This is a genomic window from Haemophilus parainfluenzae T3T1 (assembly GCF_000210895.1).
In the GTDB taxonomy this organism is placed as follows: Bacteria; Pseudomonadota; Gammaproteobacteria; order Enterobacterales; family Pasteurellaceae; genus Haemophilus_D; species Haemophilus_D parainfluenzae_A.
Genome location: NC_015964.1, coordinates 370,435 through 384,205 on the forward strand (window position 1 = coordinate 370,435; position 13,771 = coordinate 384,205).

General features: G+C 40.7%; 9 protein-coding genes and 3 pseudogenes. 11 read left to right on the forward strand and 1 reads right to left on the reverse strand.

Features of this window, described 5'->3' with window-relative positions; all coding sequences use genetic code 11:
* Nucleotides 1-14 precede the first annotated feature (14 nt).
* The 6 genes and pseudogenes from PARA_RS01825 to PARA_RS10410 form a co-directional block, all read left to right on the forward strand.
* Nucleotides 15-881 carry a DMT family transporter gene (locus PARA_RS01825; RefSeq protein WP_014064284.1) on the forward strand — a complete coding sequence of 289 codons (867 nt, stop codon included), beginning with the start codon at nt 15-17 and terminating at the stop codon, nt 879-881.
* Nucleotides 882-972: 91 nt separating this feature from the next.
* Entirely contained in the window at nt 973-1,863 is an 891-nt protein-coding gene (locus tag PARA_RS01830; protein WP_014064285.1) for a Fe(3+) dicitrate ABC transporter substrate-binding protein, read from the forward strand.
* Nucleotides 1,863-2,852, forward strand: coding sequence for an iron-dicitrate ABC transporter permease FecC (fecC, locus tag PARA_RS01835; protein ID WP_014064286.1), 990 nt, complete (start codon nt 1,863-1,865; stop codon nt 2,850-2,852). The genes PARA_RS01830 and fecC overlap by 1 nt, the downstream gene beginning before the upstream one ends.
* Nucleotides 2,852-3,835: a Fe(3+) dicitrate ABC transporter permease subunit FecD gene (gene fecD / locus PARA_RS01840; RefSeq protein ID WP_014064287.1), complete on the forward strand. Its 984-nt coding sequence runs from the start codon at nt 2,852-2,854 to the stop codon at nt 3,833-3,835. Before fecC ends, fecD begins: the two co-directional genes overlap by 1 nt.
* A complete protein-coding gene (gene fecE / locus PARA_RS01845) occupies nt 3,835-4,602 on the forward strand; it encodes a Fe(3+) dicitrate ABC transporter ATP-binding protein FecE (protein WP_014064288.1) in 768 nt (255 codons plus the stop codon). The genes fecD and fecE overlap by 1 nt, the downstream gene beginning before the upstream one ends.
* 300 nt (nt 4,603-4,902) lie before the next feature.
* A pseudogene (locus PARA_RS10410) lies at nt 4,903-5,280 on the forward strand (poly-beta-1,6 N-acetyl-D-glucosamine export porin PgaA); the annotation flags it as partial.
* An 86-nt stretch (nt 5,281-5,366) separates the two neighbouring features.
* On the opposite strand, the gene pckA reads toward PARA_RS10410, so the two are convergent.
* A complete protein-coding gene (gene pckA, locus PARA_RS01855; protein ID WP_014064290.1) occupies nt 5,367-6,983 on the reverse strand; it encodes a phosphoenolpyruvate carboxykinase (ATP) in 1,617 nt (538 codons plus the stop codon).
* A 257-nt stretch (nt 6,984-7,240) separates the two neighbouring features.
* On the opposite strand from pckA, the gene PARA_RS01860 reads away from it, so the two are divergent.
* The 5 genes and pseudogenes from PARA_RS01860 to putP all read left to right on the forward strand — a co-directional run bounded on the left by PARA_RS01860 (nt 7,241) and on the right by putP (nt 13,758).
* Nucleotides 7,241-8,065 carry an alpha/beta hydrolase gene (locus PARA_RS01860; RefSeq protein ID WP_014064291.1) on the forward strand — a complete coding sequence of 275 codons (825 nt, stop codon included), beginning with the start codon at nt 7,241-7,243 and terminating at the stop codon, nt 8,063-8,065.
* Nucleotides 8,066-8,199: 134 nt separating this feature from the next.
* Nucleotides 8,200-8,355 (forward strand): annotated as a pseudogene (locus PARA_RS01865) (7-cyano-7-deazaguanine synthase); the annotation flags it as partial.
* Nucleotides 8,356-8,449: 94 nt separating this feature from the next.
* Nucleotides 8,450-8,566: pseudogene (locus tag PARA_RS10235) on the forward strand (radical SAM protein); the annotation flags it as partial.
* 235 nt (nt 8,567-8,801) lie between these two features.
* Complete coding sequence (putA, locus tag PARA_RS01870) at nt 8,802-12,254, forward strand: bifunctional proline dehydrogenase/L-glutamate gamma-semialdehyde dehydrogenase PutA (protein ID WP_014064294.1); 3,453 nt, start codon at nt 8,802-8,804, stop codon at nt 12,252-12,254.
* A 13-nt stretch (nt 12,255-12,267) separates the two neighbouring features.
* Nucleotides 12,268-13,758, forward strand: a complete 1,491-nt coding sequence (gene putP / locus PARA_RS01875) for a sodium/proline symporter PutP (protein WP_014064295.1) — start codon at nt 12,268-12,270, stop codon at nt 13,756-13,758.
* Nucleotides 13,759-13,771 lie beyond the last annotated feature (13 nt).

The window sequence follows — 13,771 nt, forward strand, 5'->3', positions numbered from 1 at the left end:
TGCAAGGAACCCTTATGCCAAACATACATCTCCGCAATAATTATCAAAAAGCTGTTGTTTATATGGTGTTAGCTTACATCAGCATTGCCTTAATGGGTGTCTTTGTAAAATACGCCTCTGATGAATTACCGTCCAGTGAAATTTTATTTTCCCGCTTCTTTATTGGTTTTGTGTTTCTCTTACCCTTTTTAATTAAAGATGGAGATTTCAAAGTCGATATGTCCCAATGGAAGTTTCTCGTTTTGCGTAACCTCGCCGGCATAGCCAGTATGTTATTAACCTTCTACGCTATTAAATATTTACCGATTTCCATTGCGGTTTTATTGATGAATACGTCCACACTTTTTGTGCCTTTATTGCTGTTTTTCTTTAAAGTCAGAACACCATTAAAAGTATTAGCTTGCAGTTTTATGGGTTTTATTGGTGTATCCATCATTATGCTGACCAACGGCTCAATGAATATCAATCCTCTCCATGTAGGCTATGCTTTGGGTGCGGCAGTCTTCGCTGCGATGGCATTTATCAGCTTACAAGAGCTCAATAAACACAATTCGCCTAAAAATATCGTGTTTTACTTCCACTTATTAGGTTCTATTTTATTGCCACTCTTTTTCATCGCGCAGTGGAAAATGCCAACATTACATGGATTTACATTACTGCTTTTGGTGGGCGGATTCGGTCTTATTTTCCAATTATTACTCACTCGCGCCTTTAAATACGCGCCTGCAAATGTCATCACGCCTTTTTCCTTTACCGGTGTCATTTTCTCCAGCATCTGTGACTGGCTCTTCTGGGATAACGTACCAAGCCTAAATTTCTGGATTGGTTCATTAGTCATTATTGTTGCAGTCAGTTTGCTTGCCAGAATGCGGGCAAAATAGAGAAATCCGACCAAATAGCTAAAATACAACTATTCTCAATAACATTGTTTGAGTGTATAATCCAAATGCTTTTTATTATTGAGGACATAACATGAAAAAATTATTCAAAACCACTTTAGCTTCTGCATTATTAATGGTATCCGCATTTGCTAGTGCAGTGACGGTTAAAGATGCAAAAGGTGAATTTACCCTTGATAAAACCCCAAGCCGTGTTGTGGCATTGGAATATTCTTTTGTGGATGCTTTAGCCCAAGTCGGTGTAAGCCCAGTAGGTGTGGCTGACGATAACAAAATCGATCGTATTCTGCCGCAAGTGCGCGAAAAAATTGCTGCATGGCAATCTGTTGGCACGCGTTCTCAACCGAGTCTTGAAGTGATTGCTTCTCTCAAACCCGATTTAATTATTGCCGATCCTTCCCGTCACACAGCGGTGTTTGAAGAATTGAAAAAAATCGCACCAACGGTGATGTTTGATTCCCGTCATGAAAGCTACCAAGAAAATCTTGAAACCGCGCAGAAAATTGGTGATTTAGTCGGTAAAAGTAGCGAAATGAAAGCAAAAATCAATGAACATAATGATTACATTGCCAACATCGCAAAAAATTTAGGTGTACAAGGCAAAAAAGCCTCATTTGGTACTTCCCGAGAAGATAAATTTAATATCCAAAATGACAATGGCTATGTGGGTAGTTTCTTAACGACATTAGGTTTTGCGCCAACTAAACTCAATAGCGATCAGGCTTTCGTGGAAATCAACCTTGAACAATTAGTAATGGAAAAACCGGAATACTTGTTCATTGCCCATTATCGTGATGAAAGTATTGCGCGCAAATGGGAAGCTGAGCCACTTTGGAAAGCCATTCCTGCGGTAAAAGCGAACCATGTTTACAGTGTTGACTCCGACATGTGGGCGCGTGGTCGCGGCTTAGAAGCAAGCAAAATTATGGCAAAACAAATTGAAGGTTTCGTGAAACAAAAATAATGATGAAGTCCACTTTCCGTTGGGGACTTCCCCTTATCATTCTGGCTTTCCTATTATGGGGAAGCCTGTTTTTGTATTATCCCATCGAAATTCGACCGCTTGCAGCGTTACAAGCGTTCCTCCCCGATGGCGATGAAATTGCCAAAATTACCGTAACCGATTTACGCCTGCCGCGCGCATTAGTTGGCATGATTTTAGGTGCCAATCTTGCGGTGGCGGGGGCGTTGTTACAAACCATTACGCGCAACCCGCTTGCTTCACCTACGCTACTCAGCGTGAACTCGGGAGCCAGTCTTGCCATGGTAACCGCCAGTGCTTTTAGCCCTTTGATTCTTTCTGGTTATAGCATTGCTTTAGTGGCTAGTATCGGCGGCGGTCTGAGTTGGCTTGTGGTAATGCTGATCAGCAATGGTTGGAAAGACAACAGTGGGGATCGTAGCCGAGTGATTTTAGCAGGGATTGCCGTATCACTACTGTGTGCAGCGCTCACGAAATTGGTGCTCATTATCGCGGAAGATCATGCCTTCGGTATTATGAGTTGGCTAGCTGGCGGCATTGCACATGCTCGTTGGAATGAATTATTGACGTTATTTCCGTTCTTTATTTTGACCGCACTTTTCTGTCTATTCTTTGCTAGTCGTTTGAATTTACTCAATTTAAGCGATGAATCTGCGCGTTCGTTAGGCATCAATCTCTTCCGTTTACGCTGGTACGCTAACATCATGGCATTATTGATTGTGGGTTCAAGCGTGAGTGTTGCTGGCCCAGTAGCCTTTATCGGCTTACTAGTGCCCCATCTGGCACGCTATTGGATTGGTTATGACTTGCGAAAATCGCTCCCTATGGCGATGTTACTCGGCGCAATTTTAATGCTCGCTGCAGATACCATTGCCCGCGCGGTCAACTTTCCTAGCGAAGTGCCTGCTGGTGCGGTGCTTGCCTTAATCGGAGCACCAGTCTTTGTATTATTTGCCAGAGGAAGACACTAATGCGAGCTTCTCATGTATCTTTTCGCGCTATCGGCTTTTATGTCATTACGCTTAGTCTGATGGTACTACTCTTTGGGTTGAGTATTCGTCTCGGCACTTATACGCTTTCCTTTGAAGAAATTTGGGCAGCCTTTCAGCCTGACGATAAAAACTATTTTACCTTGATGGAATATCGCCTACCCCGTGCAGTATTAGCGATTTTATTAGGCGGAGCCTTAGCAATTTCTGGTGTGTTAGTGCAAAGCGTAGTGCGTAATCCGCTTGCTTCTCCCGATATTTTAGGGATTAACAATGCGGCTGGGTTAGTTGCTGTTTCGGTATTGATGTTCTTACCAAACTTAGCATTTTACTGGATGCCAATTTTTGCCTTTTTAGGTGGTGTGCTCTCTTTTGTCATTTTATGGGTCGTGTGCGGTTTTAACTTCCGCCCTATCAAAATGGCAATCATTGGGGTCGCACTTTCCGCATTATGGGCTGCTATTAGTCATTATCTAATGCTTACCAATCCAGTCGAGATCAATACGGCGATGTTATGGCTCACAGGAAGCCTGTGGGGGCGTAGCTGGTCTTATTTAAATGTGGTATTACCATGGTTAGTGATATTGCTGCCCTTGCCATTTATTTTCTGTCGCGATCTCGACACCCTTGGTTTAGGTGAAAACAAAGCCTCTACCTTGGGCGTGACCGTAAATAAAGTACAAATCAGCGTTTTAGTGCTAGCGGTGGCCCTTTCCACTACAGCCGTGGCAATTTGTGGTCCGATTGCCTTTTTAGGCTTAGTTGCGCCGCATCTTGCCCGTCGTTTAGTCGGCGGCAGACATCGTACCCTATTACCGGCAGCCTTGATTATTGGCGCCCTCTTATTACAACTTTCGGATATTTTGGCGCGGGTGATTGACCCTCCAACTGAACTACCCGCGGGTATTCTGACCGCGATTATCGGTGCGCCATATTTCTTCTATTTATTGATGAGAACTAAATAATGAGCATTGAAATCAATAATTTATCTTTAGGTTATCAAGATAAACTCGTGGTTAAAAATCTGTCGTTAAAATTCCCGAAAAATAAAGTGATTGCATTAATCGGCCCAAATGGTTGCTGTAAGTCCACCACATTAAAAGCGGTGGCGCGCTTGCTTAAGCCAAAGCAAGGCTTAATCACCCATAAAGGTCAGGATATTTGGCAAAAAAGCCCTAAAGAATATGCCCAAGAATTGGCTTTTCTCCCGCAGCAACACTTAGTTCCCGAAGGCATTAAAGTACGCGAATTGATCGCTTACGGGCGTTCGCCTTACTTAAATCTATGGGGTAAACTCAGCCAAAAAGATGAAGAATTGGTCACTTGGGCGATGGATCAAACACAAACTGTCGAACTCGCCGAACAGTTGGTTTCCGATTTATCTGGTGGTCAGCAACAACGCGTCTTCTTAGCCATGACACTTGCGCAAGATGCTGAATTAGTGCTACTTGATGAGCCGACTACTTATCTGGATTTAAACCGCCAAGCAGAACTCATGGGCATGATACGACAAATGCAACAAAACGGCAAAACCGTGATTACGGTGTTGCATGATCTCAACCAAGCCTGCCGCTATTGCGATCACTTAATCGTCATGAAAAAAGGTGCAGTGATGGCACAAGGTACACCTGATGAAGTGATGACCGAAGAGTTGCTGAAGAATGTGTTTGATTTGGATGTCATCATTCATCGTGATCCTATCAGTAACACACCGATGTTTATTTTGAAATAACTTTCAATCACTTCTCTAAATATCAAATAGGCGTTTTATTTTACTAAAATGCCTATTTTTTCACCTAAAACACTTGATGTTATACATAGCTAATGCTTTTTATGGCTCAACTTGAGGTCGGACCACTTTACGAAACTTATACTTTCTTTACATTGTCATAAATATGGAGTCCACAATAAATAATTATAATTAAACATCGTAGAAGTTAATATGAAGTCTCTATCCCATGTCTTTAAGGCAGTGCTATTAGTAGGTATCAGCACCTCAGTAGTATAGGTTGCCTATGCCCAAAATTCCTCTATTGATACCGAACGAGAAAATATCATCATTTTCTCTCGTCAAGGAGAAACCCAATTAAATCAAGCCATTTCAAAACTTGAGGCCTTATTTAAGAGGACAAACGATATTAAAGTGCGCGATGATTTAATTACACTCTATCTGAGGACGAATCAATCCGCTAAAGCACTTTCACTTTGCGACAGCTGCGCACCAGCGCAATTTTCTCAAAATGAACTGGAAAATTTAGGCAAAGCCGCTCGAAATGAAAAACAATACGACCGTGCCGTTGCATTCTATTCCCAATTGCAAAAGCAATTCCCTGATAATCCAAATGGATGGCTTGGTGGCGCATTAGCCTCCACTGAAACCAAAAACTACACTGCTGCAAAAAATGCACTGAATGTTTAAAAGAAAACCGCACTTTGATTTAAAAAACCAAAGTGCGGTTATTTTTAGAGCTGTTTAATTAGATACTGTTTATCTAATTAAGCTTTTGGGCCTGCTGCGATAAGTGCTTTACCTTCTGCATTAGTCGCATATTTTTCGAAGTTTTTCACGAAACGACCTGCAAGATCTTCAGCTTTAGCTTGCCATTGTGCTTTGTCAGCGTAAGTATCACGTGGGTCTAAGATCGCTGGATCTACACCTGGTAACGCTTTTGGAATCGCTAAGTTAAAGATTGGTAGCTCACTCATTTCAGCTTTTTCGATAGAATCATCTAAGATTGCATCGATGATACCGCGAGTATCTTTGATTGAGATACGTTTACCCGTACCGTTCCAACCTGTGTTCACTAAGTATGCTTCTGCACCAGCAGCTTGCATACGTTTAACTAACACTTCAGCATATTGTGTTGGGTGAAGAGTTAAGAACGCCGCACCGAAACATGCTGAGAAGGTTGGAGTTGGCTCAGTAATACCACGCTCTGTACCAGCTAATTTAGCGGTGAAACCAGATAAGAAGTAGTATTTGGTTTGCTCTGGTGTCAATTTAGACACAGGAGGTAATACACCGAATGCGTCTGCAGTTAAGAAAATCACTTTCGTTGCGTGACCAGCACGAGATACTGGTTTAACAATATTATCAATGTGATAAATTGGGTAAGAGACACGAGTGTTTTCAGTTTTAGAACCATCATCGAAATCAACTGAACCATCTGCACGAACCACGACGTTTTCTAATAACGCATCACGACGGATTGCACGATAAATATCTGGTTCATTTTCTTCAGAAAGATGGATAGTTTTCGCGTAGCAACCACCTTCAAAGTTGAAGATACCTACATCATCCCAACCGTGCTCATCGTCACCAATTAATTCACGTTTTGGATCGGTAGAAAGTGTGGTTTTACCTGTACCTGATAAACCGAAGAAGATTGCTACATCACCGTCTTTACCTACGTTAGCAGAACAGTGCATTGCACCTACACCTTTAAGTGGTAGGAAGTAGTTCATCATTGAGAACATACCTTTCTTCATTTCGCCGCCGTACCAAGTACCACCGATTAATTGAATACGCTCAGTTAAGTTAAATGCAACGAAGTTTTCAGAGTTCAAACCTTGTTCTTTCCAGTTCGGGTTGGTGCATTTAGAACCATTCATTACCACGAAATCAGGTTTAAAGGTTTTTAATTGTTCTTCTGTAGGACGAATGAACATATTTTTCACAAAGTGTGCTTGCCATGCTACTTCAGTCACAATACGTACTGCGATACGGTCTTGTTCACTTGCGCCACAGAAACCATCAACCACGAATAAACGTTTACCAGAAAGTTGTTTAGTCACAAGACCTTTCAAGCTTGACCAAGTTTCTTGAGTCATTGGTTTGTTATCGTTTTTCGCCACATCAGAAGTCCACCACACAGTATCTTTTGTGGTATCATCTAAAACGATGTATTTATCTTTCGGCGAACGACCGGTAAAGATCCCTGTATCAACAGCCACAGCTCCAGTTGTGGTAAGTGTCCCTTTTTCAAAGCCTTCTAAACCTGGTTTGGTTTCTTCTTCAAAAAGTTGTTCATAACTTGGGTTATAAACCACTTCTTTTACATCATGAATACCAATGGCTTCAAGTTCTTTAATTACATTTTTAATGTCAGTCATAGTTCACCTCTTGATTAAAGTTTAAAAATTTTTCCTGTGGTTATTGTAGGGGAATTGCCAGAAAAAAAATGTTAACTAGATCAAATTTTTGAACATTTATTGGAAATTTCTACCTATTTTTAGGGTGTTTTTGGGAGCTAAGATAAAGTGCGGTTGATTTCACCTTTACTTTTCCTATATAGTGATAACCATTCTCAAATTAAGACTAGATAATCATGTTCTCATTTCTGCGTTTACCCTTTTTATTTTTCCTGCTTATGTTTACGCAAAGCACGCAAGCAGAACCCGACTTTAAGATTCCTCCTATTCAAGAAAGCATGAAAAAAATGTATCAAATTCAAGAAAAAGATTTTACCTTTGAAGACAAACATTACCGTTTGTTTATTGCGGTTCCACCAAAAACATCGCAAAAACTGACCGCACTTTACACGTTGGATGGCAATGCACAATTTCCAATAGCAGTGAATGCTGTCAATCCGCATAAACCGCTCCCCCTTATTATCGGCATCGGTTATATATCTGATAAAGCTTACGCTATTGAGGAACGAATGAGAGACTACACGTTTCCAGCTGAAGGCGCTGAATTTGCCAAAGGAGGAAAAGCCGCCGATTTTCTACGTTTTATTCAACAAGACGTAAAACCTTACATTGAGCAGCATTTCGATATCAATAAAGAAAAACAATATTTCTTCGGCCATTCTTTTGGTGGGTTGTTTGGATTATATGTACTCTTCCATCAACCGGATTTATTTCAACATTACACCTTGGCAAGCCCTTCCCTTTGGTGGGGAAATGGCTCATTTTTGCCTCAAAATGAACCTTGGATTAGCCAAAAACCATCACATATTTTGATTACATTAGGCTCTTACGAAGAACATCCTGAACAGGATCCGAATATCACTGAGGAACAATTACAGCGTATCAATCAACGGAAACAAATGCGAACAATCAATGCTCATCAACTGGCGGAAACATTGGAAAAACAAGGTAATCCTGTGGCGTTTATTTCCATTCCCAATAAAAATCATGGGGGCTCAATTCCTGACGCAATTAAACATTGCTTGGAACAAGTGCAACAATAAAACGTCCATAAAAAAATCCCCGTTATCATGATGGTCTGCCCCCAAAAAATTTGACCGCTTATTTTCTCTTCATTTTCCGTGGTTCGAAACCTTCCCACGGTTAGTCAATATTTGACTAGAAAACAAAATGAAGGATGTTTATACAACAAAATAAAAAAGCCCTTGTGATTTTTTCAGGCGGCCAAGACTCTACAACTTGCCTATTTCAGGTCATCGCAGAATTCGGCAAAGAAAATGTCGAAGTAGTGACCTTTCAATACGGACAACGTCATGCAATTGAGCTAGAAAAAGGGTTTAACGAATACTTAGCAGAAAAAGGACTAGCAAATGTTTAAAATTGCAAAAGAATTCAGTTTTGATACGGCACATATGCTTAATGGGCATGATGACAAAATGAATTTATTAGAAACTATCACTCAATTAGGTCAATTAAATCTTCGTGCTAATAAACTTAAATGGCAGTTAAGCCTCCAAACTCATAAGATTATTGGTATCGAGTAATATCTTATTAACATCTTTCTGAGAAGAATCAGGCGATTCTTCTCAGATTTGCTTTTCTATTTTCTTCAAAAACTAAAAAATATCGCTATTTATTCAGTATTTTCGTGAATTTTGCATTATTTTCACACAATTCTGTGAAGTGATTCACAAATTCGAGAAAAAAGCATTTACTTTTCCCTCTGTTGATTTTATGTTCATTAACAATCTTGTAACAAAGTAACAAGGGGTGATTACTATGTCCTTCCAACTTTCTAAAACCTACCGTCCTGAACGCCAACTCATCACCGAAAACTATCGCTTAGATGAGAAAACGGCAGTAGATAACTTGCTTAAAACCTTAGATTTTACCCAAGAACAAGAAAAACGCATTACTGACAATGCGATCAAACTTATTAACAAACTTCGCCATCTTAAACAAAAACAATATGGCGCCGATGCCTTAATGCAAGAATTCTCATTAAGCAGTGAAGAAGGTGTCGCACTAATGTGCTTAGCTGAAGCGCTGTTACGTATTCCTGATGCAGAAACCCGCGATGATTTGATTTATGAAAAATTACGTGATGGTAACTGGAAATCTCACATTGGTAACGCTAACTCATTTTTTATCAACGCAGCTAGTTATGGCTTAGTTTTCGGTAAAAAAATTAGTGAAAATTTAGACGAAAAAAGCCTCGCAAATGCGTTAAGCCGTAGCTTTGCTCGCTTCTCTGCCCCGATTATGCGTACGCTCATTGTCAAATCCATGCAAATCTTAGGGAAACAATTCGTAACTGGCGTTACCATGCAAGAAGCGCTAACGAACATTAAACCTCGTTATGAAAAAGGCTTTACCTTCTCTTTTGATATGCTTGGTGAAGCAGCCATGACCCAAGCGGATGCAGATCGTTATTTTAATGATTATCTCCATGCCATTGAAAGTGTGGGGAAAGATGCTGCAGGTCGCACTATCTACAATGGTAACAGTGTTTCCGTTAAACTTTCTGCTATCCATCCAAAATATTGGCGTGCGAAATATGATCGTGTTATCGACGAGCTTTATCCGCGCGTAAAAGAACTTTTCTTACTCGCCAAAAAATATAACATCAGCGTAAACATTGATGCAGAAGAAGCTAGCCGCTTAGAGCTATCTCTGGATTTAGTAGAAAAATTACTAGATGAGCCAGAACTCAAAGGCTACAAAGGTATTGGCTATGTTGTTCAAGCCTACTCTAAACGTTGCCCATTTGTATTGGATTACTTAATCAATCTTGCCCGAGAAAAAGACGGTTACTTAATGATTCGCCTTGTAAAAGGAGCTTATTGGGATAGCGAAGTAAAATGGGCGCAAGCGGATGGCTTAGATGGTTTCCCTCTTTATACTCGCAAAAATCACACCGATATCTCTTATATTGCCTGTGCGAAAAAATTACTTGCTGCTCAAGATGTGATCTATCCACAATTTGCGACGCATAACGTACAAACTATGTGTACGATCCACGAATTAGGTCAAGGCAAACAATTTGAATTCCAATGCTTACATGGCATGGGTGAAAGCTTATACGACAACATTGTTGGCAAAGAGAATTTTAATCGCCAAGTCCGTGTTTACGCCCCCGTAGGCACGCACGAGACCTTATTAGCTTACTTAGTTCGCCGTTTATTAGAAAACGGTGCAAACTCATCATTTGTTCATCAATTGGTCGATGAAAATATTCCGGTAGAACAATTAGTGATTCCACCTTGGAAACTCTATGAGAAATCTAATGGTGAACCGAATAAATTAGTGCGCAATCCACTTGAGCTATTTAGTGATCGTAGAAACTCTGCAGGTTTTGATTTAAGCAACGAATTTGAGTTAGCTAAATTAGAACAAGCATTAAACGAAGCACCTATCGAAAATGCGCAATCACTCACGGTGCTGGCTCATGCAGAAAACTTAGCTGCGCATACCGTGGTCAATCCAGCTAATCTGAAAGAGAACTTAGCAGAAGTTGCTTTCTTAAACCCAACTGAAGCACAAGCTGTGTTTAACGCGGCAAATAATGAGACATGGGCAGCACAAAGCGCAACTGAACGAGCAAATGTATTACGAAAAGCCGCCGATTTATATGAAGAAAACTTCGGCTTATTGATGAAACTTGCCATTGTTGAAGCTGGTAAAACATTACCAAATGCCATTGCAGAACTACGAGAAGCGGTCGATTTTCTCAGATATTATGCAAATCAGCTTGAATATTTCGCAAAAGATCAACACTTGGGTGCACCACGCGGAAAAGTTCTCTGTATTTCGCCTTGGAACTTCCCTTTAGCTATCTTTACTGGACAAGTTGCTGCAAGCCTTGCAGCAGGAAATGCGGTAATTGCCAAACCTGCAGAACAAACTTCTCTTATTGCATATGCAGCAGTAAAACTTTTACACCAAGCAGGCGTACCAAAAGAGGCATTACAATTGGTGCTTGGGGCAGGCGATTTAGGGGCGGCATTAGTACAACAAGCTTTTGATGGCGTTGTGTTCACTGGCTCAACTGAAGTTGCAAAATTGATTGAAAAACGAATTGCACAAGCGGATAACGATCCTGTTTTAATTGCTGAAACTGGTGGACAAAACGTATTAGTATCTGACTCCTCTGCATTACCAGAACAGGTTGTTGCAGACGTTTTAAGCTCTGCATTTGACTCTGCTGGTCAGCGCTGTTCTGCGCTACGTATCTTGTTATTACAAGAAGATGTTGCAGATCATTACTATAAAATAATTACAGAAGCGATTAACGAATTTAGCCTTGGCGACCCTCGTTTACTCTCAACAGACATTGGCCCTGTAATTGATCAAGAAGCGAAACAAAATCTAGAAAATCATAAAGCGAATATGCGGAAAGTCGCTCGTGCTTATGTCGAATTAGAGGCACCAACCAATGGTCATTTTGTCGCACCAGCAGTCTATCTTTTAGATAATCTTAACCAATTACAACGTGAAGTGTTTGGCCCTATCTTACACATCGTGCGTTATAAAAAAGAGAACTTGGTTAACGTACTCAATGAAGTTAATGCGAAAGGTTATGCCCTCACTGGCGGTTGTCATAGCCGTATCCGTAAACAAATGGATTTAGTTGAAAAACACCTCCACTGCGGCAACTTCTACATTAACCGTAATATTGTTGGTGCTGTTGTGGGCGTACAACCATTTGGTGGTCATGGTTTATCTGGTACAGGCCCGAAAGCTGGTGGCGAATTCTATTTGCAACGTTTAACAAAAACAGACCGCTACTACAGCCAATTCGGCGACGAAAACACTCTGGGTAATGCACAACCTGTTTTAGACAGTATTACTGGTGAACGCAACTCATTAGCTTACTTACCTTCTGAAGTAGCGATTTTAAATGGCGATTTAGCTGCATCAGAAAAAGCAGCAAATAAACTATTGGCAAAAGGCTTTACGATTTTAGTCGAGCCAAGTCATCCATTAGCTAAATCTGGTAAAGCGGGCGTACGAGTTGATACGAAATTAGGACACTGCCAAAAAGGTATCTACTTAGCGGAATTAAGTAAAGAACGACGCCAATGGTTAGCTGAAAACAGCTCAGCTATTTTTAAATGCTATGATTGGCAAACTACCCAAGATATTTTACCGTTATACGATGAGTTCTCTCGCAGTTACAACACCACAGCTGCTGGCGGAAACACCTCGTTAATGTCTTCTGAAGAACATTAAAAAGGAGTGATTTATGCAAATCTACATTACCTTTGGGCTCTATTTGCTCGTTATTTTAGGCATTGGATTATATGCCTACCGTTCCACGCAGAATTTTGACGACTATATTCTAGGTGGTCGCAAAATGGGCAGTTTTGTTACTGCCATGTCTGCTGGTGCATCAGATATGTCCGGCTGGTTATTAATGGGATTACCTGGAGCAATTTTTCTCTCTGGTTTATCCGAAGCTTGGATTGTTGTTGGGTTAACTATTGGGGCTTATTTGAACTATCGTGTTGTTGCTGGCCGCTTGCGTATTTTTACTGAAAAATATAGCAACGCCTTAACGTTACCGGAGTTCTTTGCACAACGTTTTCCACGTCAGAAAAAAGCACTGAAAATCATCTCTTCAGGTATTATCTTGTTCTTCTTTACCATCTATTGTGCCTCTGGAGTAGTGGCTGGTGCGAAATTATTCCAAAGCCTATTAGGCATGGATTACACTACCGCGCTTTGGTTTGGTGCGATTGCGACCATTAGCTACACTTTTATTGGTGGGTACTTAGCAGTTTCTTGGAGTGATACCATTCAGGCTTCATTGATGATTTTTGCTCTAATTCTTGCTCCAGTGATGGTTATTCTCACGATCAGTTGGGATGATCTCAAAATGGCACTTGAAGCAAAATCTGCTGTAACAGGTATTCCTTATAGTAACTGGTTGCACAACGTTTCTGGTATTGGTGTAGTGTCTGCCTTGGCATGGGGTTTAGGCTACTTCGGTCAACCACATATTTTGGCTCGCTTTATGGCTGCAGACTCTGTTGCTTCTTTAAATAAAGCACGCCAAATCGGTATTACTTGGATGATCCTTTGCTTAGGTGGTGCAGTTGCTGTCGGTTATTTTGGACTAGCTTATTTCACTGAAAGAAACATTGACCTTGCGAATGCAGAATCTGTATTCATTGAATTATCCAAAATCATGTTTAACCCTTGGATTGTCGGCATCATATTATCTGCAATTCTTGCCGCAATTATGAGTACCTTATCTGCGCAATTATTGATGTGTTCTGCGGCTATTACAGAAGATTTCTATAAAGGTTTCTTCCGTAAAAATGCCTCTAGCACAGAATTAGTTTGGGTTGGTCGCTTAATGGTGTTACTCATCTCTGTCATTGCTATCGTTATCGCACATGACCCTAACTCAAAAGTGATGGGATTAGTTTCGTACGCTTGGGCTGGCTTTGGTGCTGCATTTGGACCAGTTGTGATTCTTTCTCTCTTTAACCGTAACATTAGCTCAAAAGCTGCATTATGGGGAATGCTATCTGGCGCTATCACCGTCGTTGCATGGAGCCCACTCATGCGCTATCTAGGCTGGGACGATTTATCCAAACTTTATGAGATTATTCCCGGTTTCTTAGTTTGCTCATTTATTACTTTAACATCATCTGTCTTTGCACCTGTTCATCCGAAAGTGCAACAACAATTTGATGAAGCCCTAGCAGAATTTGAAACAAGATGCTAACTTTATTTAACAA